General features: G+C 66.1%; 25 protein-coding genes and 1 tRNA gene. 14 read left to right on the top strand and 12 right to left on the bottom strand.

Going from position 1 to position 25,096, the window contains the following annotated elements; translation table 11 throughout:
- Positions 1–207: 207 nt before the first annotated feature.
- Positions 208–1,548: a phosphoglucosamine mutase gene (glmM, locus tag LQ953_RS05345; RefSeq protein WP_231029647.1), complete on the bottom strand. Its 1,341-nt coding sequence runs from the start codon at positions 1,546–1,548 to the stop codon at positions 208–210.
- Between the two features lie 71 nt (positions 1,549–1,619).
- Between glmM and LQ953_RS05340 the strand changes: the two genes are divergently transcribed.
- Entirely contained in the window at positions 1,620–2,882 is a 1,263-nt protein-coding gene (locus LQ953_RS05340; RefSeq protein ID WP_231029646.1) for a dicarboxylate/amino acid:cation symporter, read from the top strand.
- Between the two features lie 52 nt (positions 2,883–2,934).
- Here LQ953_RS05340 and gorA read toward each other — a convergent pair whose 3' ends face one another.
- The 3 genes from gorA to pgi form a co-directional block, all read right to left on the bottom strand.
- Entirely contained in the window at positions 2,935–4,281 is a 1,347-nt protein-coding gene (gorA, locus tag LQ953_RS05335) for a glutathione-disulfide reductase (RefSeq protein WP_231029645.1), read from the bottom strand.
- 69 nt (positions 4,282–4,350) lie between these two features.
- On the bottom strand, positions 4,351–4,653 hold the full coding sequence (locus tag LQ953_RS05330; RefSeq protein WP_231029644.1) for an alkylphosphonate utilization protein: 303 nt from the start codon (positions 4,651–4,653) through the stop codon (positions 4,351–4,353).
- On the bottom strand, positions 4,650–6,143 hold the full coding sequence (gene pgi / locus LQ953_RS05325; protein ID WP_231029643.1) for a glucose-6-phosphate isomerase: 1,494 nt from the start codon (positions 6,141–6,143) through the stop codon (positions 4,650–4,652). The genes LQ953_RS05330 and pgi overlap by 4 nt, the downstream gene beginning before the upstream one ends.
- 112 nt (positions 6,144–6,255) lie before the next feature.
- Here pgi and lepB point away from each other — a divergent pair, with 112 nt between their 5' ends.
- The 3 genes from lepB to era are packed head-to-tail and all read left to right on the top strand — an operon-like array spanning position 6,256 to position 8,711.
- Positions 6,256–7,101, top strand: coding sequence for a signal peptidase I (gene lepB / locus LQ953_RS05320; protein WP_231029642.1), 846 nt, complete (start codon positions 6,256–6,258; stop codon positions 7,099–7,101).
- On the top strand, positions 7,098–7,769 hold the full coding sequence (gene rnc, locus LQ953_RS05315; protein WP_443026550.1) for a ribonuclease III: 672 nt from the start codon (positions 7,098–7,100) through the stop codon (positions 7,767–7,769). The genes lepB and rnc overlap by 4 nt, the downstream gene beginning before the upstream one ends.
- Positions 7,770–7,808: 39 nt before the next feature.
- Positions 7,809–8,711, top strand: a complete 903-nt coding sequence (gene era / locus LQ953_RS05310; protein WP_231029641.1) for a GTPase Era — start codon at positions 7,809–7,811, stop codon at positions 8,709–8,711.
- 8 nt (positions 8,712–8,719) lie between these two features.
- On the opposite strand, the gene LQ953_RS05305 is transcribed toward era, so the two are convergent.
- Positions 8,720–9,415, bottom strand: coding sequence for an NAD-dependent deacylase (locus LQ953_RS05305; protein WP_231029640.1), 696 nt, complete (start codon positions 9,413–9,415; stop codon positions 8,720–8,722).
- Positions 9,416–9,508: 93 nt separating this feature from the next.
- Between LQ953_RS05305 and LQ953_RS05300 the strand changes: the two genes are divergently transcribed.
- The 5 genes from LQ953_RS05300 (at position 9,509) to LQ953_RS05280 (ending at position 12,318) form a co-directional block, all read left to right on the top strand.
- On the top strand, positions 9,509–9,853 hold the full coding sequence (locus tag LQ953_RS05300) for a hypothetical protein (protein ID WP_231029639.1): 345 nt from the start codon (positions 9,509–9,511) through the stop codon (positions 9,851–9,853).
- 39 nt (positions 9,854–9,892) lie between these two features.
- A complete protein-coding gene (dapB, locus tag LQ953_RS05295; protein WP_231029638.1) occupies positions 9,893–10,621 on the top strand; it encodes a 4-hydroxy-tetrahydrodipicolinate reductase in 729 nt (242 codons plus the stop codon).
- Positions 10,618–11,289 (top strand): endonuclease III, encoded by a 672-nt coding sequence (nth, locus tag LQ953_RS05290; RefSeq protein WP_231029637.1) that lies wholly within the window; start codon positions 10,618–10,620, stop codon positions 11,287–11,289. Before dapB ends, nth begins: the two co-directional genes overlap by 4 nt.
- Positions 11,290–11,334: 45 nt before the next feature.
- Positions 11,335–11,411 (top strand) — tRNA-Arg (locus LQ953_RS05285).
- A 25-nt stretch (positions 11,412–11,436) separates the two neighbouring features.
- Complete coding sequence (locus LQ953_RS05280; protein ID WP_231029636.1) at positions 11,437–12,318, top strand: aldose 1-epimerase family protein; 882 nt, start codon at positions 11,437–11,439, stop codon at positions 12,316–12,318.
- Between the two features lie 23 nt (positions 12,319–12,341).
- Here LQ953_RS05280 and LQ953_RS05275 read toward each other — a convergent pair whose 3' ends face one another.
- Positions 12,342–13,472, bottom strand: coding sequence for a site-specific DNA-methyltransferase (locus LQ953_RS05275; protein ID WP_330999383.1), 1,131 nt, complete (start codon positions 13,470–13,472; stop codon positions 12,342–12,344).
- A gap of 362 nt (positions 13,473–13,834) precedes the next feature.
- Between LQ953_RS05275 and LQ953_RS05270 the strand changes: the two genes are divergently transcribed.
- Positions 13,835–14,452 carry a YbhB/YbcL family Raf kinase inhibitor-like protein gene (locus LQ953_RS05270; RefSeq protein WP_231029635.1) on the top strand — a complete coding sequence of 206 codons (618 nt, stop codon included), beginning with the start codon at positions 13,835–13,837 and terminating at the stop codon, positions 14,450–14,452.
- Positions 14,453–14,594: 142 nt separating this feature from the next.
- Here LQ953_RS05270 and LQ953_RS05265 read toward each other — a convergent pair whose 3' ends face one another.
- From LQ953_RS05265 to LQ953_RS05250, 4 genes are all read right to left on the bottom strand, one after another.
- Positions 14,595–15,452, bottom strand: coding sequence for a glucose 1-dehydrogenase (locus tag LQ953_RS05265; protein WP_231029634.1), 858 nt, complete (start codon positions 15,450–15,452; stop codon positions 14,595–14,597).
- A 502-nt stretch (positions 15,453–15,954) separates the two neighbouring features.
- Entirely contained in the window at positions 15,955–16,971 is a 1,017-nt protein-coding gene (locus LQ953_RS05260) for a GGDEF domain-containing protein (RefSeq protein ID WP_231029633.1), read from the bottom strand.
- Between the two features lie 135 nt (positions 16,972–17,106).
- Positions 17,107–17,646, bottom strand: a complete 540-nt coding sequence (locus LQ953_RS05255) for a peroxiredoxin (RefSeq protein WP_231029632.1) — start codon at positions 17,644–17,646, stop codon at positions 17,107–17,109.
- A gap of 23 nt (positions 17,647–17,669) precedes the next feature.
- Positions 17,670–18,719 (bottom strand): phospholipase A, encoded by a 1,050-nt coding sequence (locus LQ953_RS05250; RefSeq protein WP_231029631.1) that lies wholly within the window; start codon positions 18,717–18,719, stop codon positions 17,670–17,672.
- A gap of 74 nt (positions 18,720–18,793) precedes the next feature.
- Between LQ953_RS05250 and hisN the strand changes: the two genes are divergently transcribed.
- Positions 18,794–19,579 carry a histidinol-phosphatase gene (hisN, locus tag LQ953_RS05245; RefSeq protein ID WP_231029630.1) on the top strand — a complete coding sequence of 262 codons (786 nt, stop codon included), beginning with the start codon at positions 18,794–18,796 and terminating at the stop codon, positions 19,577–19,579.
- Between the two features lie 6 nt (positions 19,580–19,585).
- On the opposite strand, the gene LQ953_RS05240 is transcribed toward hisN, so the two are convergent.
- Both LQ953_RS05240 and LQ953_RS05235 read right to left on the bottom strand, forming a co-directional pair.
- Entirely contained in the window at positions 19,586–21,259 is a 1,674-nt protein-coding gene (locus LQ953_RS05240) for a PAS domain-containing protein (protein ID WP_231029629.1), read from the bottom strand.
- A 184-nt stretch (positions 21,260–21,443) separates the two neighbouring features.
- Complete coding sequence (locus tag LQ953_RS05235) at positions 21,444–23,594, bottom strand: AsmA family protein (protein ID WP_231029628.1); 2,151 nt, start codon at positions 23,592–23,594, stop codon at positions 21,444–21,446.
- Positions 23,595–23,773: 179 nt separating this feature from the next.
- Here LQ953_RS05235 and rpmI point away from each other — a divergent pair, with 179 nt between their 5' ends.
- The 3 genes from rpmI (at position 23,774) to LQ953_RS05220 (ending at position 25,074) form a co-directional block, all read left to right on the top strand.
- A complete protein-coding gene (rpmI, locus tag LQ953_RS05230) occupies positions 23,774–23,977 on the top strand; it encodes a 50S ribosomal protein L35 (protein WP_184089783.1) in 204 nt (67 codons plus the stop codon).
- A 14-nt stretch (positions 23,978–23,991) separates the two neighbouring features.
- The gene (rplT, locus tag LQ953_RS05225; RefSeq protein ID WP_231029627.1) at positions 23,992–24,357 is read left to right on the top strand and encodes a 50S ribosomal protein L20; all 366 of its coding nucleotides are present in this window, start codon (positions 23,992–23,994) and stop codon (positions 24,355–24,357) included.
- Between the two features lie 96 nt (positions 24,358–24,453).
- Entirely contained in the window at positions 24,454–25,074 is a 621-nt protein-coding gene (locus tag LQ953_RS05220; RefSeq protein ID WP_231029626.1) for a LysE family translocator, read from the top strand.
- The last annotated feature ends 22 nt before the right edge of the window (positions 25,075–25,096 follow it).

The raw sequence follows: 25,096 nt of genomic DNA, 5'->3' as shown, positions 1-25,096 counted from the left end.
CTCCAGCCCACCACCCCGTCATCCCGGCCTTGAGCCGGGATCCCGCTTCTTCTTCTGTGGGGCAAGGCAGCGGGACCCCGGCTCAAGGCCGGGGTGACGAATATAGACTACAGGCCTGCGCCTGCTGCCAGGCCGTGACAGGCGTCCGAACAAGCGGCGCGCTCGACGGCGCGGAACAATGGCCGCACCGCGCGCGCCACAGGCCAGTCACCCCGCCGCCGCGCGCACCGCGTCGCAGATGCGGTCGACCACCGTCTCCACCTGTGCCTTGTCGTCGCCCTCGGCCATCACCCGGATCACCGGCTCGGTACCCGAGGCGCGGATGACCAGCCGGCCCTTGCCGTCCAGTTCGGCTTCCGCTGCGGCGATCACGTCGTTGACGCGCGGGTCCTCCAGCGGCTTGCCGCCGGCAAAGCGGACATTCTTGAGCAGCTGGGGCAGGGGATCGAAGCGGTGCAGCACTTCGCTGGCTGGCGCGCCCGCGCGGACGATCTCGGCCAGCACCTGCAAAGCCGCGACCAGCCCGTCGCCAGTGGTGGCATAGTCGGACAGGATGATGTGTCCCGACTGCTCGCCCCCGACATTATAGCCCGAGGCGCGCATCTTCTCGAGCACATAGCGGTCGCCCACGCTGGTGCGGATCAGCCCCAGCCCTTGGGCCGACAGATGGCGCTCCAGTCCCAGATTGGACATCACCGTGGCGACCAGCCCGCCACCGGCCAGCCGGCCCCGGCGGGCCCAACCACTGGCGATCAGCGCCATCAACTGGTCGCCATCGACCACCTTGCCGGTCTCGTCGACCACGATCAGCCGGTCGGCGTCGCCGTCGAGTGCGATGCCGATATGCGCGCCCGAAGCGACCACTGTCTCGCACAGGGTCTGCGGCGCAGTGGAGCCCACGCCGTCATTGATGTTCTTGCCATTGGGCGTGACGCCGATCGCGATGATCTCCGCGCCTAACTCCCACAGGGCCGAGGGTGCGACCTGATAGGCCGCGCCATTGGCGCAATCGATGACGATCTTGAGCCCGTCGAGCCGCAAATCCTTGGGAAAGGTCGACTTGGCGAAGTGGATATAGCGTCCCTGCGCGTCGTCCACGCGCCGCGCGCGGCCGATCTCGCTGGAGGGGGCAAGCGGCACGTCGCCATCGATCAGCGCCTCGATCGCCAGTTCATCGGCGTCCGACAGCTTGAAGCCATCCGGCCCGAACAGCTTGATGCCATTGTCGGCATAGGGGTTGTGGCTGGCGGAGATCATCACGCCCATGTCCGCGCGCATCGATTGCGTCAGCATCGCCACGGCGGGCGTCGGCATCGGCCCCACCAGCACCACGTCCATGCCCACGCTGGTGAACCCGGCCACCATCGCGTTTTCCAGCATATAGCCCGAAAGGCGGGTGTCCTTGCCGATCACCACGCGGTGGCGATGCGCGCCGCGCAGGAAGTGGCAACCGGCCGCCATGCCGACCTTCATCGCCATGGTTGCCGTCATGTTGGAAGCGTTGGTCGCCCCGCGGATTCCGTCGGTGCCGAAATATTTTCTTGCCATGCCGCGCGTTCTCACGCCCTTGTCGAGTTATGTGCCCGTCGTGATAGCGGCGAAAACTTCAAAGGGCGAGCATGTCGCAACCCACCCGCATTCTTCTCTCCCTGCTGGCCGGACTGGCGGTCGGCGCGTTGCTCGCGGCGTATTCGCCGCAAGGGGCGCTTACCGCTGCCACTTGGGCGCAGCCGGTCGGTCAGGCTTGGCTGAACGGCTTGCAGATGACGATCGTACCGCTGGTCGTTGCGTTGCTGATCACCGGCGTGACCGCCACGGCTGAGGCTGCGCAAGCCGGGCGCCTGGCCGGCCGTGCCATCGCGCTCTACGTGATGCTGCTGTTCCTCTCGGCAGTCACTGCGGCGCTGCTCACGCCGCTGTTCCTCCAGATCGCGCCCCTTCCCCAGGAATCGGCGGCAAGCCTGCGCGCGGCGCTGAGTGGTGCAGAAAAGATCGGCCCCGTGCCGCCGCTCGGCGAGTTCCTCGCGGCCGTGGTCCCCGCCAACATCGTCAAGGCGGCGGGGGAGAACGCGTTTCTGTCGCTGATCATCTTTGCGCTCATCTTCGCCTTTGCGATCACGCGGGTGGGGCATGAAGCGCGCACGCTGCTCACCAGCTTCTTTGTCGCGGTGCGCGACGTGATGCTGGTAGTGATCAACTGGGTGCTGTGGATCGGGCCGGTGGGCGTGTTCGCGCTGGCGCTGGTGGTGGGTGCCAAGGCGGGCACGGGCGCGTTCGGCGCGCTGCTCCATTACATCCTGATCGTCGCCAGCGTCGGCCTGGTCATCACCCTGCTCGCCTATCCAGCCGCGGTAATCGGCGGTCGCATCGGCCTTGGCCGCTATGTCCGCGCCGCCTTGCCCAGCCAGGCCGTGGCGATCAGCACGCAGTCGTCGCTGGCAACCCTGCCGGTGATGATCGAGGGCGCTGCAACCGTTGGCGTGCCGGTTGCGGTATCGGGCGTCACCATGCCGCTCGCCGTCGCCATCTTCCGCGCCACCGGGCCAGCGATGAACTTCGCGGTGGCGATCTATGTCGCCACCTGGTTCGGCGTGCCGCTGCATGCGACCACGCTGGCGGTCGGCGCAGTGGTCGCGACGCTCACCTCGCTCGGCTCGGTCAGCCTGCCGGGCACGGTGAGCTATGTCAGCGCCATCTCACCCGTCGCCGCGACGATCGGCGCGCCGATCACGCCGCTGGGGCTGCTGGTCGCGGTGGAGACTCTACCGGACATCATGCGCACGGTTGGCAACGTTACCTGGGACCTCGCGACCACCATCTGGCTCTCGCGCGGCGCTGGCGACGTGCCCCGCGACGACGCCGATGAAATCGTAAGTCATTGAAAAGGCTGGGAGCGCATCCTCGCGAGGAGCGCTCCAGCCTCTACGACACGCTCTACTTGAGCAGCACCAGCTCCTCGGCCATGGTCGGGTGCAGCGCTACTGTCTGGTCGAACGCGTCCTTGGTCAGCCCGGCCTTCACCGCCACCGCCGCGGCCTGAAGGATCTCCGGCGCGTCGGGGCCGATCATGTGCAGCCCGACCACGCGTCCGGTGTTGCCTTCGCAGATCATCTTGTACAGCGCCCGCTCGTGCCGGTCGGCCAGCACATTCTTCATCGCGCGGAAATCGGACTGGTAGACTGCGATCGAGCCCAGCTTGTTCTTGGCCTCGCTCTCGGTCATGCCGACGCCCGCCATCGGCGGGTGGCTGAACACAGCGTTCGGGATGCAGCTGTAATCCACCTTGTGCGGCTTGTTGCCGAAGATCGTGTCGGCGAACGCCTGCCCCTCGCGGATCGCGACGGGGGTCAGCTGAACGCGGTTGGTGACATCGCCCACCGCAAAGATGCTGTCCACCGACGAGCGGTTCTCGTCATCGACCTTGATCGCACCCAGATCGTCGATTTCGACACCAACGTCTTCCAGTCCCAGGCCGCGCGTGTTGGGCTTTCGCCCGGTCGCGAACAGCACGCCATCGACTTCGATCGGCTCGAACTTGCTCAACTCGACGCGCAGCGCGCCGCTCTCGAGCTTCTCGATTCTGCGGAACTCGGAGTGGAAGCGGAAATCGATACCCTTGGTGATCGAAATCTGCAGCAGCCGGTCGCGGATCGAATGGTCATAGCCGCGCAGGATCACGTCGGTGCGGTTCACCAGCGTGACATGGCTGCCCAGCTCGTTGAAGATGCCGGCAAACTCGTTCGCGATATAGCCGCCACCCGCGATCAGCACCCGCCGGGGCAGCTTGTCGAGGTGAAAGACCTCGTTCGAGGTGATGCCCAGTTCGCTGCCGGGAAACTCGGGAACCAGTGGGTGGGCACCGGTCGCGATCAGGATGTGCTTGGCCGACACTTTCCGGCCGCTGGCGAGCGTGACTTCGTTCGGGCCGCTGACCGTCGCGCGCTCATTGAACACCTCGACCTGGTTGTTGTGCAGTGTCTGGGTGTAGAGCCCGTTCAGCCGGTCGACATCGGCCAGCACGTTGTCGCGCAGCGTCGCCCAGTCGAAGCGGCAATCGGGCACGTCCCAGCCAAAGCGCCGTGCGTCCTTCAGATCCTCGGCGAAATGCGCGCCAAAGATCAGCAGCTTCTTGGGCACGCACCCCCGAATGACACAGGTGCCGCCGACGCGATACTCCTCGGCCACCGCCACCCGCGCGCCATGCGCCGCCGACACGCGGGAGGCGCGCACGCCGCCCGACCCTGCGCCAATGACGAAAAGGTCGTACTCAAACTCGGCCATGGCGGTTCTGGATCCTGCTTGTCGTGAAGCGACGATATGGAGACGGGAGGCGGGAAAAGCGAGCCGGGCTCAGCGCTTGCGGACGAACTCCGCCCGCAGCACCAGACCCTTGATGCCCTCATATTTGCAGTCGATTTCCTGCGCGTCGCCGGTCAGCCGAATCGACTTGATCAGCGTGCCGCGCTTGAGCGTCTGCCCCGCGCCCTTGACAGTCAGGTCCTTGATCAGCGTCACCTGATCGCCGTCCTGAAGCAGGTTGCCGACGGAATCGCGCACCTCGACGGTGTCGCCAGCATCGGCCTTTGCCGCGGCGTCGGCGGCAGGGATCCACTCGCCGCTCGCCTCGTCATAGACATACTCGTCGCCGCTCATGCGCCGAACGCCCGGCGCATCAGATCGGTGGTGGATGCGTCAAAGGTGCCGCCCTGGTCAGCGGCCTTCGCCATTTCCTTGCCCAGCTCGACGCCGAACTGGTCGAACGCGTTGATGCCCAGCAGCACCGCGTTCACGAAGGTACGCTGTTCGTAAAAGGCGAGCAGCGCGCCCAGCGTGCGCGGGTCGAGATCGTCGAGCAGCAGGGTCGAGGACGGGCGATTGCCGGGATAGGCGCGCGCCTTGTCCTCGGCATCGCGCCCGGCCATCAGCGCCGCGCCCTGGGCAAGCATGTTGAGCAGCAGCTGGCGATGATGCGCCTCGGGCAGCACGTCGCCGGGCTCGATCACGCCGATGAACTCCACCGGCACCAGCCGCGTGCCCTGGTGCAGCAGCTGGAACACCGCATGCTGCGCATCGGTACCCACGCCGCCCCAGGTGATCGGCGCGGTCGGCCAATCGACCGGCTCGCCATCAGCGGTCACCCGCTTACCGTTCGACTCCATCTCCAATTGCTGGAGATAGGAGGGCAGCAGCCGCAGCCGCTCGTCATAAGCGAAGGTGGCACGGGTCTCGCAGCCGAGCGCCTGCGTGTAGTACAGGTCGGCAAAGGCGGCGAGAACCGGGGCATTCTCCGCTAGCGGCGTCAGGCGGAAGTGGCGGTCCATCTCGGCCGCGCCTTCCAGCATCTCCTCGAACGCGGTCCAGCCGAGCGCCAGCGCGGCGGGAAAGCCGATCGATGACCACAGCGAATAGCGCCCGCCGACGCTTTCGGAGAAGGGCAGCACCCGCGTCTCGTCCACGCCCCACTCGATTGCCATTTCGGGCGCCGCGGTCAGTGCGATCACCTTGCCATAGGGATCCTCGACGCCGCCCTCGGCCAGCCACGCCAGCGCGCTTTCGGCGTTCAGCATCGTCTCGGTGGTGGTGAAGGTCTTGGACGCGACCGCGACGATGGTTGCGGCAGGGTCGAAGTTCTTGACCGCCTCCTCCAGCGCGACGCCATCGACATTGGACACGATCGCCACGTCATAACGGTCCGCGTCACGGCCCAGCGCGTCTACCAGAACGTCAGGTCCCAGCGCCGAACCGCCAATGCCGATGTGCAGGATGTGGCGGACCGGCCCCAGCGCCTCGGCTTCGATTGCGTCGATCAGCGCGCGCATGCGGGCGTGGAAACCCTTGGCGAGCGCGACGCTCTCGGGCGAGCCTTCGCCGCGCTGCGCGGTATGCTCGACGGCGCGGCCTTCGGTCACGTTGATCGCCTCACCCGCGAACAGCGCGTCGCGCTTGGCAGTCAGGCCCATCTGCTCGGCCAGGGTCGTAAACGCCTGCACCGCCTGCCGTGTCAGGTGGGTCTTGGACCAGTCGAAATGGATGCCCGCCACGTCCGCCGACAGGGTGGCGACACGGTTCGCGTCACCCTCGAACAACTGCGCCAGCGTTTGGCGCGGAAGGTCCCGGATGGGCGACCAGTCGGGCAATGCCATGTTCATCTCCTGTAAGGCAGCATCTGGCCCAAGCCCCTACGCCCGCGAAACCGTTGCGGCCACCCGTATTCATCGGCTTGACGCCACCCCTCAGCCCAAGCAGAGCATTCCCATGGAAAACGCGCCTTCCGCCGAGCCCCAGGACCAGCCCGTGCGCGCCGCTGCAAAGCCGGCCGCGCCCAAGTCGGAATGGCGCGATCTCACGACATTCCTGGTGAAGCTGGCGCTGATCGTCTTCGTGGTGCGCAGCTTCATCTTCTCGCCCTTTTCGATTCCCTCCGAATCGATGCTGCCGCGGCTGCTGATCGGCGACTACCTGTTCATCACCAAGTGGAACTACGGCTATTCCAAGCACTCGCTGCCCTGGAGCCTGCCGCTGATCCCGGGCCGCGTGTTCCCCGGCACGCCCGAACGCGGCGACGTGGTGGTGTTCAAGGCGCCGCCGGGCAACGATACCGACTGGATCAAGCGCGTCATCGGCCTGCCGGGCGACACCGTGCAGATGCAGGACGGCCAGCTGGTGCTGAACGGCAAGCCCGTTCCCAAGCAGCATGTCGCCAACTTCGTGCTGCCGATCACGCCCAACTTCCAGCGCTGCCAGCCGCAGTTCGAGCAGATCGACGCACAGGGCAATGCGGTCTGCGCAATTCCCCGCTTCCGCGAGACCTTGCCCAATGGCAAGCAGTATGACGTGCTCGATCAGGGCATGCTGCCCAAGGACAATACCGGCGTCTACACCGTGCCTGCCGGCCACGTCTTCATGATGGGCGACAACCGCGACAATTCGATGGACAGCCGCTTCAGCCATGAAGAAGGCGGCATCGAATTCGTGCCGCTGGAAAATCTTGAGGGCAAGGCGATCGTGAACTTCTGGTCCACCGACGGCAGCGCCAACTGGCTGCTGCCCTGGACCTGGTTCACCGCCGCGCGCTGGAGCCGGATCGGAGAAGGTTTCTGAGCGCGCAATCGCTGGGGGACTGGCTGGGCAAGACCTTCGGCCGCAAGCCGGGCGCGCTCGCCAGCTATGAGCGCGCGCTGACCCATGGCAGCCAGGCCGCCGACAATTACGAGCGGCTGGAGTTTCTGGGCGACCGTGTGCTCGGCCTCACCATCGCCGAATGGCTGTTCGAGCGTTTCCCGCAGGAGCCCGAAGGCGCGCTCTCGCGCCGCCTGAACGCGCTCGTCACCGGCCCGGTCTGTGCCGATGTCGCACGCGCGGTCGGCGTGGTGCCGCACCTGCGTCTGGGCAAGCAGGCGCGCGAGGATGGCGCGGCCGACAGCGACAATGTGCTGGGCGACGTGATGGAGGCGCTGATCGGCGCCTATTATCTGGAACATGGCTTCGAAGCGGCACGCGCCTTTGTCCGCAAGGCGTGGGACGACCGCGTCGACGTCCATACCAAGGCGCCCAAGCACCCCAAGTCCGCGCTGCAGGAATGGGCCGCCGCGCACAACCGCCGCGCCCCCGAATACGAAGTGGTGGACCGCTCCGGTCCCAATCACAGCCCGCGCTTCAAGGTGAAGGTCGCAATCGGCAAGCTTGCCGAGGCGACCGGCGAAGGCACCTCAAAGCAGGAAGCCGAAACCGCCGCCGCCGAAGCGCTGTTGAAGCAGTTGGAAAAGTGACACTCCCCCGTTTGAGGGTGGAGCGCTAGGAACATAAGAATGAACATCGAAACGCAGCGCTGTGGCCTGGTCGCCATCGTCGGCGCGCCGAACGCCGGCAAGTCCACGCTGGTCAATGCCCTGGTGGGCCAGAAGGTCGCGATCGTCTCGCCCAAGGCGCAGACCACGCGCACCCGCCTGATGGGCCTGGCGATCCAGGACGAGACGCAATTGCTGCTGGTCGACACCCCCGGCATCTTCACGCCCGAGCGGCGCCTGGACCGCGCGATGGTCGCCGCCGCCTGGGATGGTGCGAAGGACGCCGACGTCATCGCGCTGGTGGTCGATGCCAAGGGCGGCATCGGCAGCAAGGTGCAGGCGATTGTCGACAACCTGGCCGGGCGCCCGGAGCCCAAGATCCTGATCCTCAACAAGGTCGACATCGCCGACAAGCCTCGCCTGCTCGGCCATGCCGCCAAGCTCAACGAGGCGTTCGCGTTCGAAGAGACCTTCTTCGTCTCCGCCCAGACCGGCGACGGCGTGGCCGAGATGAAGGCGGCGCTCGCCGAACGCATGCCCCAGGCCCCCTGGCACTTCCCTGAGGACCAGGTCTCCGACGCCACCGACCGGATGCTCGCCGCCGAAGTCACTCGCGAGCAGCTCTACCTCCAGCTCCATGCCGAGCTGCCCTACGCCTCGGCGATCGAGACCGAGAAGTATAGCGAGCGCGAGGACGGATCGGTCGAGATCCACCAGCAGATCCTAGTCGAGCGCGACACCCAGCGCGCGATCGTGCTGGGCAAGGGCGGCACCCGCATCAAGGAGATCGGTGCGCGCGCCCGTGCCGAGCTGTCGCGGGTGATGGGGGTGCCGGTGCACCTCTATCTGCACGTCAAGGTGAAGCCAGGCTGGGAGAATGACCGCTCGCTCTACCGCGAGATCGGGCTCGACTGGGTCGAATAAGCCGCGCCTCAGCCGCGCAGCACTTCCTCAACCCAGGCCGGCACCAGCGTGCCCGCCGGACCCATGCGGCTGTCGTCGAACCAGATGCTGCCTTCGGACGGATCGAGGTTCAGCTCCAGTGTCTGCGCGCCATAGTGCCTGGCCGTGCGCACGAACCCCGCGGCAGGGTATACTGCGCCCGAGGTGCCGATCGACACGAACAGGTCGGCGTTGGCCAGCGCAGCCTCGATGGCATCCATCTGGTATGGCATCTCGCCAAAGAACACGATGTCAGGCCGCAGCGTCGGCGCCTGGCAGGTCGGGCAGATGGGCGGAAGCGCCGCATCCCACGGCCTCCGCATCCCGCATGCTGCGCAGAGCGCCGACTTCAGCTCGCCATGCATGTGGAGCATGCGCGTCGACCCGGCACGCTCGTGCAGATCGTCGACATTCTGCGTGACCAGCAGCAGCCCGCCCGTCCATTCGGCGTCGAGCCGCGCCAGTGCTTCGTGCGCGGCGTTGGGCCGGACCGTGCTCAGCTTCGCCCGCCGCTCGTCATAAAAGCGGTGCACCAGCTCGGGCTGCCGCTCCAGCGCCTTCGGCGTGCAGACATCCTCGACTCGGTGCCCTTCCCATAGCCCGCCCGGGCCGCGAAAGGTTGCCACGCCGCTCTCGGCCGACACGCCGGCGCCGGTGAGGATCACGATGTTCTGAATGTCGCGCATAGGGGCGAAGATAGTACGCGATCGTTCATGCCGCCACGCCGCTGCCGCAATCGCCCCGCAGCTTGCCCGGCGAACCGCTGGAGACGCCGGGCCATGCTGATTGCCGCGTTGCTGCTTTCGTTCGCCGTGCAGGACCGCCCCCCGGTATTTCCGGGCAGCGACGAGGCGATTCCGCCGGTGCTGCCCACGCGCAGCTGCCAGCCGGGGGCGGGCGAGGACGTGGTGGTGTGCGGCAAGGCCGATCCCGCCCGCTTTCGTGCCCGCGTCATCGAAGACGACCGGTATCGTGAAAAGCCGCTGCGTTCCGAATTCAACATCGCGGGCGTGGGTAGGGCGGACGTTCAGGCGGTGCAGCGCACCTTCCCCGGCGCCAGCGCGCCCGGGCTGATGTTCTCGCTCAAGATCCCGTTGGGGAAGAAGAAGGACAAGGACGAATAAGCCTGTCGCTTGGCGGCGCGCTGGTGCAGAAGCGCGGCCATGACGAGCATCGGTATCTTCGGCAGCATGGGGCGGATGGGGCAGGCGATCGCGGAGGTCGCGCCCAAACTCAACGCGCCGGTCGCCGGCGGCTGCGACATGGGCGGCGACGCCGATGCGCTTGCCCGCATGGCCGATACGCTGGTCGATTTCTCCGCCCCTGCCGCGCTCGAGGCGCATATCGCCGCCGCCCGCGCCGCCGGCACGCCGATCATGATCGGCACCACCGGGCTCGGCGCCCGTCACCACGCGTTGATCGACGCCGCCGCCCGTGACATCGCCGTGCTTCAGACCGGCAATACCTCGCTTGGCGTCGGCTTGCTTTCGCACCTGGTGCGCGAGGCCGCGGCGCGGCTTGGCGCGGACTGGGACATCGAGATCGTCGAGATGCACCACCGGAACAAGGCTGATGCACCCTCGGGCACGGCGCTAATGCTGGGCGAGGCTGCGGCCAAGGGCGTCGGCACAACGCTTGCCGAAGCTGGCGTGCAGGGCCGCGCCGGGCTCACCGGCCCGCGTGCGAACGGCACGATCGGCCTGGCCTCGCTACGCGGCGGATCGGTGGTGGGCGATCACACCGTTGTCTTTGCCACTGCTGGTGAGCGCATCGAATTGACTCACCGCGCCGACGACCGCGCGATCTTCGCGCGTGGTGCGGTGCGCGCCGCGCTGTGGCTGGCCGGCCGGGCTCCCGGGCGCTACACGATGGACCAGGTTCTCGGCGTGTGAAGAAAGCGGACGTCGTCCAGTTCTTCGCCCGGCTGGCGGAGGACAATCCGCACCCCGAAACCGAGCTGGAATATGTCAACGCCTTCACCCTGCTGGTGGCGGTGGTGCTCTCGGCGCAGATGACCGATGCTGGGGTGAACAAGGCGACACGGCGGCTGTTCGCCGAAGCCGACACGCCCGAGAAGATGGCGGCACTGGGCGAGGACGCGCTCAAGGATCATCTCAAGACGATCAACTTCTACAACACCAAGGCCAGGAACGTCCTGGCATTGAGCCGCGCGCTGATCGAACGGCATGGCAGCGAAATCCCTGCGGACCGCGAACTGCTCGAAGCGCTGCCCGGCGTCGGCCGCAAGACCGCGAACGTGGTGCTCAATTCCGCCTTTGGGCGCGAGACCTTTGCCGTCGACACCCACATCTTCCGCGTCTGCAACCGCACGCGCCTCGCGCCGGGCAAGACGCCGCTCGCCGTCGAGCTCAAGTTGGAAAAGGCGGTGCCCCAGCCCTTCCGCCTCCATGCGCATCACTGGCTGATCCTGCACGGCCGCTACACCTGCAAGGCGCGCACCCCGGAATGCTGGCGCTGCGTCGTGGCGGACCTGTGCCCCTTCAAACCCAAGACACCTCCGCCCGAGGCGCGCAAGGCCCGCAAGCGCGAACCCGCATAAACCGGCTGGCGCCCGCCGCCATGCTTTGCTAGTCGCCATTGCCACGCACCCGTAGCTCAGCTGGATAGAGCGCTGCCCTCCGAAGGCAGAGGCCACAAGTTCGAATCTTGTCGGGTGCGCCAGCTCTCATCGCAGTACGGAGTTGTCATGACCGATCCCGCGACGATCGAGATTGCCTCCGGCCAGCTCAGCGCCACGCTCAATCCACTGGGTGCCGAGCTGACGCATCTGCGCGATGCCGAAGATCGCGAGTTGATGACCGATGCCGATCCGGCGTTCTGGACCGGGCACGCGCCCTTGCTGTTCCCGATCGTCGGGCGGCTGGCGGGGGATCGCTACCGCCTGGACGGGAAGGAGTACGCGCTTCCGCAGCATGGCTTCGCTCGGCGCCAGCCCTTCGCGTTGATCGAACACGGCAAGACCCGCGCTGTCTTCAGGCTGACCGACAATGACGCCACCCGCGCGGTGTATCCGTTCGCCTTCACGCTCGATGCGGCATATTCGCTGACCGAAGCGACGCTGGCGATCGACGTCACCGCCACCAATTGCGACGATCGTCCGATGCCGGCGAGCTTCGGCTTTCACCCCGCTTTCGCCTGGCCGCTGCCGTTCGGGCGACCCCGCGAATCGCACCGCATCCTCTTCGCTCAGCCTGAGCCCGGCGGGCTCGCCCCGATCATTCCCGGAGGACTGATCGGCGCGGAGCCGCTGCCCTCACCCGTGCACGGCCGCGAACTCCACCTCCACGACGATCTGTTCGCCCGTGATGCGCTGGTCTGGAACACGCCGGCGAGCGATCGCCTGCGCTATGACGGCGGCAGCGGCCCCGGGCTGGAGCTCGGCTTTGCCGGCATGCCCAAACTCGGCATCTGGACCAAGCCCGGCGCCCGCTTCGTCTGCGTCGAACCCTGGCACGGCATCGCCGACCCACAGGGCTTCGACGGCGAGATCTGGGATAAGCCCGGCATGCTGCGCTTCGAACCCGGCGAGGCGCGGTCCTTCAGCATGCAGGTGACGCTGGCGGACTGAGCCCGCCAGCGCTCCAGCTATAATTAGGGCTGCGTCGCCAACAGGTAGGTCTGCCGCAGCGTGTCGATCGGCTTCAGCTTCCCCTCGACCTCATGGTGCCAATAGGTCCAGCCATTGCACGACGGCGCGCCCTGCAGCGTTGCGCCCAGCTTGTGGATCGACCCCGCGTCGTCGCCACAGCGTAGCGACCCGTCGGCGCCCACCACCGCGACGTGCTTACGCTTGGCGTCGGTCAGCACTGCGCCGGGCATCAGATAGCCGTTCTCGACCAGCTGTCCGAATGCCACCCGCGGCGCGGCCTTGGGCGCCTGCATCGTCTTGAGCTGCGATTCGTCGAGCGGCAGGGCCGCCGCGATCCGCTCCATCGCCGCGTCGACATAGTCCAGCTCACGCTCGATGCCGATCCAGTGCCGCCCCAGCCGCTTGGCCACCGCGCCGGTGGTGCCGGTGCCGAAGAACGGGTCCAGCACCACGTCGCCCGGCTTGGTCGACGCCAGCAGGATGCGGTACAGCAACGCCTCGGGCTTCTGCGTCGGATGGACCTTGTGCCCGTCCTTCTTCAGCCGCTCCTGCCCGCCGCAGATCGGGAATTCCCAGTCTGAGCGCATCTGCAACTCGTCGTTCAGCGTCTTCATGCTGCGATAGTTGAAGGTGTACTTCGCCTTCTCGCCCGACGACGCCCAGATCAGCGTCTCATGCGCGTTGGTGAACCGCGTGCCCTTGAAATTGGGCATCGGATTGGCCTTGCGCCAGATGATGTCGTTCAGGATCCAGAAGCCCAAATCCTGGATCGCCGATCCCACCTTGAAGATGTTGTGATAGCTGCCGATCACCCAGATCGTGCCGTCATCCTTCAGGATGCGCCGCGCTTCGGCCAGCCATTCGCGGGTGAACTTGTCATAGGCCGAAAGGCTGTCGAACTTGTCCCAATGGTCGGTGACCGCGTCGACATGGCTGCCGTCCGGACGGTTCAGATCGCCGCCCAGCTGCAGGTTGTAGGGCGGATCGGCGAAGATGCAGTCCACCGACTTGGCCGGCAGCGAGCGCATCGCCGCGATGCAGTCGCCCATCAGGATCTGGTCGAGCGGAAGCTCCGCCGGCGCCACCTGGGCAGCCGCGCGGCTGCGCGTCCTTACCTTTTCCAAAACCCCCATGTCGTCCTGCTCCCCTTGCCCAGTCGCGCGTTGTGATCGGGCGCGGACTCCGGCGTCAACCAAGTTTTGGTTAACCGAAAAGCCTGCCGATCCAAGCAGATGCCGGAACATTTCGGCACTCACCCAGATGTTGAGTCAAGAAGTTATCCACAGGCCCCAATGCTGGTGGTGTGACCGAAAAGACTCAGCCGGAATAGTTATCCACAGGCCGCGCGGGCCGGAGGCGATGCACCGGGGCTGCGAAAAGGACGGAATCCTCCACGGAATTGCCCACGGGTTATCCACAACGTTGTCCACAGCGGTAGGACAAAGGGAGCGAATCACGGCCCGAATCGGTTGAGCCTTCCGAACCCGGAGGCACCATGCTCGAACACATCCCCCATTGGCTCGGCAGCGCGCTCAAGAACCTGCGCGCAGGGCCAGAGAAGCTGGCCATCGCCCAGCCCGACCTTGGCAGCTTCGAATCGCTGCATCTCGCCAGCCCGGCCTTTGGCAACGGCGCACGCCTGCCCGATCGCTTCACCGCCGATGGCGAAGGCGTGTCGCCGCCGCTGTTCTGGACCGGCGTTCCGGACGGTACCGAGCGGCTGGCGCTGCTGGTCGAGGATCCCGACGCGCCTGCGCCACAGCCGCTGGTCCACGCCGTGGTCTGGAACCTGCCGCCGCACGAGGGTGAACTGAAGGAAGGCGCAATCCGGGCCGATGGGCAAGGCAGCATCCGCGGAAGCGATGTCGGCCGCAACAGCTATCTGGGCGAAGGCTGGCTGCCGCCCGATCCCCCGACCGGCCACGGCGCGCATCATTATGCCTTCCAGCTGTTCGCGCTCGGGCCCGGGCCGGACCTCGCCACCAACCCGGGACGCGGCGCGCTGATAGAAGCCATGGCGGGCCGGGTGCTGGCAGCCGGGCTGCTCACCGGCACCTATTCGCGCGGTGAGGAAGCGCCCATCGGCCTGCTCGGCGAAGCGGCTCCGGCGTGATGCCACCCTCTCGAGTACTCTCATCTCTCTCTCGTCACCCCGGCCTTGAGCCGGGGTCCCGCTTCTTCTGTTTGGCTTGAGAAAGCGGGACCCCGGCTCAAGGCCGGGGTGACGAAGAAGGAAAACCAATCCTCCCCCTAGCTCACCCGTTCACCACCGTGCCGCCATTCGGATGCAGCACCTGCCCCGACATATAGCTCGAATCCTCGCACGCCAGGAACAGGAACGCCGGTGCCACTTCGTTGGGCTGCCCCGGACGCCCCATCGGCACGTCCTCGCCAAAGCTTTCCAGCTTGTCCGGGCTCGCCCCGCCCATCGGGTTGAGCGGGGTCCAGATCGGACCCGGTGCCACCGCGTTCACGCGAATACCCTTCTTGACCAGGTTCATCGACAGGCTGCGGGTGAACGCAGTAATCGCGCCCTTGGTCGAGCTATAGTCCAGCAGCTCGGGCTCGCCCTGGTACATCGTCACCGACGTGCAGTTCACGATCGCCGCGCCTTGCTTCAGGTGCGGCATCGCCGCCTGCACCATGAAGAACTGGCCAAAGATGTTGGTCTGAAAGGTGCGCTTCAGCTGCTCCTCCGTGATATCGGTGATCTCCTTGTCCGGGTGCTGCTCGCCGGCATTGTTTACCAGCACGTCGATGCGCCCGAACTTCTCGATCACCTGCGCGACCGCGCGCTCGCAGAAATCCTTGTCGCCGACGTCGCCGGCGATGGTCAGCGCCTCGCGCCCTTCGCTGCGTACGATGTCCGCGGTCATCTGCGCGTCGTCATGCTCGCACAGATACAGGATGGCGACATGCGCGCCTTCACGGGCATAGAGTGCAGCCACTGCGCGGCCGATTCCGCTGTCGGCGCCGGTGACGATCGCCACCTTGTCCTGCAATCGGCCGGAGCCGGGGTACCGCGGCTCCCATTGGGGTTTGGGTTCGAGGGCGCTCTCATGTCCGGGCAGCGCATCCTCATGGATCATCTCGATCGTCTCGGTCTCGCTCATCGGCTGCACTCCTTGAAGGATTTGCCGAGGGAAACCGGTGCGGAAGGCCCGCGGTTCCGCGCTTTGTCTGGGTTAGCGGGCCAGGGTTCAGGCCAGGCCCGAACCCTGGGTGCAGGTGACGAGGATGGTGGCGGCGGTGAGGGCGAACGACACGGTGCCGATCATCAGGCTGCGCAACATGGCGAAATCTCCTTGTCCGGCTCGATCAGGCGATCGGAACGACGGGGGTCGAAAAGACCACCAGCGCGACGGTGAAGAAGACAGCGCCAAGAGCGGCAACCGAGCGGTTAAGCGAGTCGAGGCGTGCGGTCATGATCAAACTCCCTGGTACCTTCGGCTGTCCGAACCATTCGGCTGCCGATGCCAGATACTTTGCAGGGAGCGTGCCAATTTGCTAAGTCATTGAAGTTGCTGGGGCGGCATTTCGCCCTGGTTCAGACTTGGGATTTCTCACACCGAGCTTTGGCAAAATACACCAACTCACGGCGAGCCACTGGGTGGGCTATTCCGTGAACAACCGGTTCCGTCCAGCCGACTTCGCCGCGTACAGCAGGCGGTCGGCGCGATGAAAGGCAGTGCCGAGCACCTCATGGTTCTCGGCATGGGTCAGCCCGGCGGAAAAGGTGATCGCGCCCAGCGGCGCATCGCTTTCGCGCAGCCGGTAACGCTTGGCGGCAACCGTGACGAGCGCCGTCTCCATCAATGCGCGGGCCGCTTCGATGGTGATGCCGGTAAACAGGATGGCGAACTCCTCGCCGCCATAGCGCGCCACCAGATGGTTCGGACAGCTCTGGCTCAGCGCATCGCCGATGGCCTTGAGCACCCGGTCGCCCACTGCATGCCCGAATCGGTCATTGACCGACTTGAAATGGTCAACGTCGCACACCGCGATGCACAGCCTGGCGCCGGCGGCGGCCTGCGCGGCATAGGCTTCCTCGAACGCCCGGCGATTCGGCAGCTCGGTCAGCGGGTCGCGGCGGGCATTGTCGCGCGCTTCCTCCAGCTTCTCGCGCAGCTCGCTGGCTTCGCGCGTGGCCGTCTCCAGCCGGGCCTCGGCGGTGCGGACGCGCTCGATCATGGTGGCGGTGATCCGCGCGACCTGATCCGCCGCGATGGTGCCGGCGTTCCCATCCGTCGACCGCGACATCTCCGCGGCGCTTTCGGCCAGGTCCCGGCCAAAGCCCGCCGTCTCGGCACGCATAGCGGTCACCATGTCGGCAAACCCTTCCACCTGCATCTGGGTCTGTGCGACCAGCCCGTCTGCCTTCTTTGCAGCGTCGGGTCTGCTCAGTGACTGAACGTCCAGGTTCATGGCGTCCACATCGTGCTGCGTCAGCCGCACGCCGCCATTGGTCAGCGCTTCCACCGCGCGCGCCACCGGGCTCTTGGGCTCGGTGAGCAGGTGATAGGCAAAGGCGTAATTGGCCGGAGTCGCGCTCAGCCGATGATCGCGCAGGAATGCTCCCACGTGCTCGAAGAGACTGGCGGTCTCCACCTCCCCGCTACTGCGCACGGCCATTGCTCTGGCCATAAGTTGAAACCCCTAGCGTTTTCCGGTTTCCTCGCGGTCCCGACCGCACATCTTTCTTTGCGCGCGACACTAGGGGCCAATAGCTAAAATTGGGTGAGCGGGGCCCCTGGCGCCTGCGGTCGCTCAGCGGCGCGACTGCCGATACTTGCGCACCGCATCCAGCGTCAGGCGCACATGCCCGGCGGGGTTCATGTCGCTATGCGCGTAGAGGATGCGGCCGTTGGGCGCGATCACATAGCTGGTGCGGGTGGTCATCATGCCGCCGCCGGGCTTCTGCAACAACACGTCATAGCCGCGAATCACCTGCGGGCTCGCCGCGGCGACGGCGAACTTGCCGGCGCAGTGCTCGGCGGAGAATTTCTGCAGCTGGTCGACATTGCCGGCGGTCATGCCGATCACCGTCGCACCCGCCTTGGTAAAGTCGGGCAGCGCCTCGGCAAAGGCGTTCGCCTCGGCATTGCACCCGCCGGTGTAGGCGGCGGGGAAGAAATACAGCACCACCGGACCCTTTTTGAGCGCCGCGGCCAGGTGCACGCTGATCGGTTTGCCGGCGGCCGCGCCATTCGCCGTGAAGTCCGGCGCGCGGGCGCCAGGCGCGAGCGCGGCGTCGAGCGGGGCGCCCAGGGGGAGGAGCAGGGCGGCGAGGAGCAGGCGCTTGCGCATAGAGGGTCTCCTAGAGGGTAGCGTCATCGGGTTAGCGCTATGCCGATCCTGGCATGGGCGTCGCTGCGGCGATAGTCGTCCAGCGTTTCGGCATGTCCGGCAAAGGCCTGGCCGAACAGGTAGAAGCCCATGCCGCCCCCGATTCGCGCCAGCGGATACGAGGCGAACAGCTCGGCCGATCCCTTGCCGGTCTCGACATTGCCGCGCGCGGTCAGCGACAGCTTCAGGCCATCGCGCTGCTGAATCGCGGCGGTCAGCGACGTGTAGCCATAGTAATCGGGCACGTCATGCGCCGCACCGCTCGACCCGACATAGAACCAGGCCATCGGTGCGATATCGAGCCGCCAGTCGTTGCCGAGGTCGAACTGCTTCTCCACCCGCGCGAAGATGCGGTTGAGGTCGACCGAGTCGAGATCGCCGCGCCCGTTGGAATCATGCCGCCACCCAATCGCCACGCGCGTCGTGTCATCAAGCGCGCTGTCGGCATAGACTTCGGGGCTGTAGATGGTCGAGTTGAACGGGCCGGAGGGCTGCTGGATCGCCCAGAACATCGTCTGGGTATAGGCAAAGCGCAGATTGCCGAGCTTGGCCGGCGCATCCTCGGCAAAGGGCTTGAAGCCCAGGCTCACCTGAAGCTTGGCACCGGAATCGCCCATGCCGAACACGCCATAGATCGGCTCATGCGGTTCGAACCGCTCCACGAATGCCGAGGATGATCCGGTCGAGCTCTGTACCACCGTTTCGCCATCAGGAATGGGGGCGGCGGGATGTTGTGCCGATGGCGGCACCGCCACCGATGCGACGCTCACCGGGATATAGCGCACCTTGGCGAAGGCGCCGGGCGCGATCGTGCGGGTCGGGCCGGGTGCGCGCTCCAGCACCAGCCGGCTGCCGTCGGCGGCGGTGACTTCGATTTGGCGCGGTCCGGCATCGGCCACGGGCGCGTCGGTCTCGTTGACCAGGAACACCTCGACGCCGCGCAACGCCGCCTGCTCCGACTCCGGCTGCGCCGGTACGGCGCGAACCTGGGCAGCGGCGGGCGTGGCGGCGATCAGGCCGGCAAGGACAAGCATCGAGCGCATCGCCGCGAGGACTGGCAGTGCTTTGTGACCTTGGCGAGTCAAAATCGGCTGGCTAGGGCAGGGGCATGCCCGTCACGCAAACCGATATCGATCTCGCCAACCGCCTCGCCGATGCGGCAGGCGCGGCGATCCGCCCCCGCTTCCGTGCCGAACACGGGCTGGAAGCCAAGGAGGATCTGTCGCCCGTAACCCTGGCCGACCGCGAGGCCGAAGAGGCCATGCGCAAACTTATCATCGCCGAACGGCCTATGGATGGCATCATCGGCGAAGAATTCGGCGTCCGCGAAGGCACCAGCACTCGGCAATGGGTGCTCGACCCCATCGACGGCACTCGCGCCTTCATCTCCGGCCGCGCAACTTTCGGCACCTTGATCGCGCTGATCGAAGACGGCTGGCCGCTGCTCGGAATAATCGATCAACCGATCATCGGCGAACGCTGGCTGGGCGTTATGGGCCGTCCCACGCTGTTCAACGGCAAGCCGGCCAGCACGCGCCGCTGCCGCGACCTGAAGCAGGCGATCCTGGGCACCACCTCGCCTGCATTGTTCACCGACGACCAGCTCCACGCCTTCGAGCATCTAGATGCTGAAGTGATGAGCACGGTTCTGGGTGGCGACTGCTATGCCTATGGATGCGTCGCCAGCGGCTGGATGGACGTGGTGGTCGAGGCTGGCCTCAAGCTCCACGACTTCGCCGCACTGGTCCCGGTGGTCGAAGGCGCGGGCGGCCGCATGTGCGATTGGCAGGGCGATCCGCTCCACGCGGGCAGCAACGGCGAAGTGATCGCTGCCGGCGACCCGGCGCGAATTGAGGAAATACTCGAAGCGCTCGCCTGCCGCGGCGGGCACTGACCGGGGTCAGGCCTCCGCCGCGCCGAAGTCCGATGGGCGCCGCCGAGTCCGGTCCTGCTGCCCGCGCTGATTGAGCGCCTGGCGGATACGGTCGAGCAGATCGGTCTTGCGGTACGGCTTGCCGAGCACGTCGCGCCCGGAACGTAGCGGCCCGTCCACCACCAACTGCTCATTATACCCGGTGGTCATCAGGACGACGATGCCGGGATCCAGTTCGCTGACTTGATCGGCCAGCGCGATGCCATTGATGCTGCCGGGCATCACCAGGTCGGTGAAGACCAGGTCGAAGGGATCGTCCTGCAACGCGTGTTTGAACGCCGCCAGCCCGGCATCGCCGGTGGGCGCGGTGCTGACCCTGTATCCCGCGTCGATCAGTATCTCGCAGGCAAGCTCCATGACTTCGGCGCTGTCTTCGACGACCAAGATGTGGCTCGCCCCCACATCGGGAAGCGAGGCGCCCGCTTGTGCCGGCCGGTGACTGGGGTCCTCCTCCGCATCCACGTCGCTGCCGGCGACGGGGAACAGCATGCGCACCGTGGTGCCCTCGCCCAAATCGCTCTCGATCTCCAGCCGCCCGCGCGACTGTTGGACAAAGCCGCTGGCCATGGCGAGCCCGAGGCCGGTTCCCTTGCCGGTCGGCTTGGTGGTGAAGAAGGGTTCCACTGCGCGTTCCAGCACGTCGGGGGACATGCCATTGCCCTGGTCCTGCACTTCGACGGCGAGATAGTCGCCAGCCGACAGGTTCCGCCCGGCACTGTTCTCGGTAACGCTCACCTTGGCGGTGGAGATAGTGATCACACCGCCCTCAGCCATCGCGTCGCGCGCGTTGATGGCGATGTTGAGGATGGCCATTTCGAACTGTTCGGGATCCAGGATCGCCTTGGGCAGACCGCGCCGCGTGCTCAGATGGATCTCGACCTGCTTGCCGACCGAGCTCTCGATCATCTCGGCAAAGCTGTGGATGCACTCGCTGATGTCCACCGGCCGCGGTTCGAGCCGCGTCTTGCGGGCGAATGCGAGCAACTGGCTGGTCAGCTTGGCCCCGCGCTCGGCGGCCGATCGCGCATTGTGCAGATAGCGTTGGCTGCGCGGGTCATCGATCCGACTGTCCAGCATCTCCAGATTGCCGTTCACGACCTGGAGCAGATTGTTGAAGTCGTGCGCCAGCCCAGCGGTAAGCTGTCCGATCGACTCCATCTTCTGCGCCTGGCGAAAGGATTGCTCGGTCTCGCGCCGGCGCGTCACGTCCAACTGGCTGGCGAAGAAATACAGGAGCGTGCCGGAGGTGTCGTAGACCGGGCCGATGAACACGGCGTTCCAGAACGGCGTGCCGTCGCGCTTGTAGTTCAGCACCTCCAGCGCCACCGAGTGGCGCTGCTCCACTGCCTGCCGCATCTCGGTGACCGGCTGCGGCTCTGTCTGCGCGCCCTGCAGGAAGCGGCAGTTTCGGCCCAGCACCTCGTCTTCCTCATACATGGTGAGGTCGAGAAACGCCTTGTTGGCGAAGACGATGGGATTGTCGGGGAGGTTGGGGTCGGTGAGAATCATCGGCATCCGAGTCATCTCGATCGCCGCGAAGAACACATTGCCGCGGTCGTCCAGCCCAGGCTGGGTGATGGTGCTTTCACGCCAGTGATGTAGCCCGCGGCTCTCGATCGGCTCGTTGGCACCTACGTCCATGGCACCTTCGGCCGGGACTCCCGTGCTCTGTCCGACCGGAGGCTTGATCAAGCCCTCGTCCCGTTCCGTCGACAACCCAATACCTCTCCGTTCGCGTTTTCCGCGAAAGCCCCAAAAACGCAGCGAAGGCAATGTCGTCGCGGCAAAAAGGTTGCCGGGCAGCCGCGGTCAGCGCTCGAACAGATCAGAAGATGCCCAGGAACTTCTTGCGCTGTTCCTTGCGCTCACCCTTGCTGCGCTTGCCGTCTTCGGATTTGGCGGTCGTGCCCTTGCCGACATCGTCGCGCGGCTGACCCTTGCTGTCGCGCTGGGCCTTGGCCGTTGCGCCCGCCAGCACGGGGCCGCACGCAGCGGACTTGGCGTCGCCGACATCCACAAAGGCCACCACCGCCGCGATGGGACTCGCGACCACCGCAAGCCCAAGGCCCACGCCCGCCCGCGCCAGCAGTTCGGGCGTGATCACGTCGATCGAGGGCTGAGAGAAATAGCCGCCAATCCCCACCGGCGACTGACCGGCGAACAGGCTGAACTTCTTGCTGTCGGCGCGGAAGGCCAGGTCAAGCGTCTCGTTCTTGAAGGAAAAGCCGCCGCGCCCGAGCATCACGTTCTTGCTCGTGTCGATCAGGATCGGATCGGCCGCGGCAATGCCGTTGCGCACGGTGAAGCCGAGCAGCCCGCAATTGATCTGCACCGGTTCCTTCAGCTTCTTCTCGAACATCTTCTGCACGAACGTGCCGACGTCGATCTCCGACAGCTGGATGTTGCGCGTCCAGAAACTTCCCTTGGGCAGGATGATGGCGATTCGCCCGTTCGAGTTGGCCAGCGAATCGCGAACGCTGTTGCCCAGACCGGTAATCTTCACCCGCGCCTTCACGGTGCCGCTGGTGCCCGACTCCTCCACGCCAAACCCGGCGAGCAGCACGCCCATTGGCGTGGGCGACAGGCGGATGTCATAGTCGGTGAAGACCGGCTGGCGCCGCGCGTTGATGGTGATGTCAGAGTTGATCGTGCCGCGCGCGATGCTGAAGTTGAGCGGGCTGAGCTTGAGCAGACGGTTGTCCAGCGTGAGGCCCAGTTCGATGTTCGACATGGGGAGCCTGTTGGCGCGCACGCGGGCCACGTTCCACTTCACCCGCGCGTCGAAATTCTTGAGCGCTTCGATACGCAGCGGCGCGTCGGGAAGGATGCGCGGCGCCCCGCCGACCCGCTCGATCGTGCCCGCTCCGCCCTGCGCTTCGATCTTGTCCGGGTTGTAGCCGATGAACGGCGCGGCATCGATGATGTCGAGCGTGCGGGTCGCCAGGTCGGCGGTCAGCAACAGGCGCGGCTGCTTCATGGCGACGGTAAACCGCCCGCCAAGGTCGCTGTCCCCGAACCGTCCCTTGACCCCGGTGAAGCGCCATTCGTCGCCACGCTTGGTCAGCGCCGAGGTCAGGCGATAGCGGCGCGTGTCCGGCACGGCGATGCCGAACACCAGGAAGATGTCGGCCAGGTTGCGGCCGCGCAGGTCCATGCGCAGGTCCGCGCCTTCGATCTCGGTCGCGCCAGGCAGGGTGCCGGTGATGTCGACGCTGGTCCGCACCCCTTCGGCGCGCAGCTGCAGCTTGTTCGCGCCGCCGGACACGGTCTCGTTGGGCGACAGCAATGCGCCCGCCAGGGTGAAGCGGGCGCCCCGTGCGGTGCCGATGCCATCGAAGCGGATGCTGTTCTCGACTCGGGTCTCGCGTGCTTCCACGGTATGGACGCGAATCGCCGCTTCGATCCGCATCCGCGGATCGAGATAGCGCAGCTGCGTGCCTTGAACGATGCCACGGCGCACCGAAGGTAGCTCGAACGGATCGCCGCCTTCATCGCCGGACTTGAACGTCCAGGTGTTGCGCCGCCCCGCCTTGTCCCATTGCAGGTCGATCCGGCCGTCCTGGAGACCTAGCCAGTTGAACCGATATTTGTGGGTGACCAGGCTCCAGGTCGAGATGCGGCTGTCGACCTTGGCTGCCGCGAAGAAGTTGCCGCCACCCGCCCAATCCGGATTGGAGACGGTGATGCGCTCGGCCAAGAACTTGACGTTAAACGGCGCGAAATACAGCTGGAAGTCGCCCGCGACCTTCACCGTGCGCCCGCTCTGCGCGCTGGCGATCCCCTCGAACGTATGCTTGAGGAACCGGCCCTTGGTGATGAACAGGATCGTCCAGGCGAGCACCAGCAGACCTAGGAGCGTGACGACCACGGAAATGACGCTGGCAAGCGGCGTGCCGAGCGCGCGGACCGGCTTTGCCGGGGCAGTGCCCGCCTGTGCCGGGTCGGCGGCAGTTATGGACGCGTCACGATCGGCCATCGGAGGCACAAAGCGCGTAAAGGGTCGCGGTTCCCATTAGCACCCGCCGCGCCCGCAGGACTCTGGTTGCAATGCGGCACATGCTCGGCTATGCGCCCGCCTTTCCGCGATCGAGGGACCGTCCGGCTAACAAGGGCTGCCGCGGCTGTCTGCAATCGTCGAACCATAAGGAGACGAAAATGCCCAAGCTCAAGACGAAGAGCGGCGTTAAGAAGCGCTTCAAGTTCACCGCCACTGGCAAGGTGAAGCATGGAGTCGCCGGCAAGCGCCACCGACTGATTTCGCACAACGCGAAGTATATCCGTACCAATCGCGGCACTTCCGTGCTGGCCGATGCTGACGTCGCACGCGTTGTCGCGTGGGCGCCGTACGGCCTGAAGTAAGGGAGGCCTGACACATGGCACGCGTAAAACGGGGTGTTACCACCCGCGCCAAGCACAAGAACATTCTGGAACAGGCGAAGGGCTATCGTGGCCGTCGCAAGAACACCATCCGCATCGCGCGGCAGGCCGTCGAAAAGGCCGGCCAGTACGCGTATCGCGACCGCAAGGTTAAGAAGCGGACGTTCCGGGGTCTCTGGATCCAGCGCATCAACGCCGGCGTTCGCGCCGAAGGCCTGACCTATTCGCAGTTCATGCACGGGCTCAAGCTCGCCGGCATCGAACTCGACCGCAAGGTCCTGGCTGACATCGCAATGCACGAAGGTGAAGCGTTTAGCGCCATCATCGCGCAGGCGAAGGCGGCTCTGCCCCAGGCCGCCTGAGCGAGCCTGTAGCAGTTGATCGAAAAAGGGGCGTCGGTGGCAACACCGGCGCCCTTTTCGTTTCCGGCACCATGTGGTGCCGAGAAGGGTGAGCAGATGGCACTCCACACCTGGTGGCTCTATGTCACCGCCGTGTTCCTGATCGCCGGCACGCCGGGTCCGAACATGCTCCATGTCATGGTGCAGAGCATTCACCACGGTCCGCGCCGGGCGCTGTTCTCAATGGCCGGGCTGATGAGCGCGGTGCTGCTGTGCCTGCTCGCCTCCGCGATGGGATTGGGCGCCCTGCTAAAGGCCTCGCCGCGCGTGTTCGACGTGCTGCGCTATGCCGGCGCGGCCTATCTCCTGTGGCTGGGGATCAAGGCATGGCGCGCGCCGGTAAGTGCCGGGACGGAGGCCGATCCGCACACCCGCCCCCGTGCCGGCGCACTCTATGCCGCCGCACTGGGCACGGGATTGTCGAACCCCAAGCTCATCATCTTCGCTGCCGCGCTGTTCCCACAGTTCCTGGATGTAGGCCGTCCCTTCTGGACGCAGTTGGGGATCCTGGTGGTCAGCTTTGCAGTGATCGAGGGCGGCTGGTACGTCACCTACGCGCTGGGCGGACGCTCGCTGGCGCGGTGGCTGGCGCCCGCGCATCGGCAGCGGCGGTTCAATCGCGCGACCGGCGCCATGTTCATCGGCTTTGGCGGCGCGCTGCTGGCGAGCCGGGTATAGGCTTGACGCGACGCCACGACTG

Origin of the sequence: Sphingomonas sp. IC-56, from assembly GCF_021043375.1 — a bacterium.
Taxonomy (GTDB): Bacteria; Pseudomonadota; Alphaproteobacteria; order Sphingomonadales; family Sphingomonadaceae; genus Sphingomonas.
Note: the sequence above shows the minus strand (reverse complement) of the source record. Positions and strands in the feature narration are given on the sequence as shown.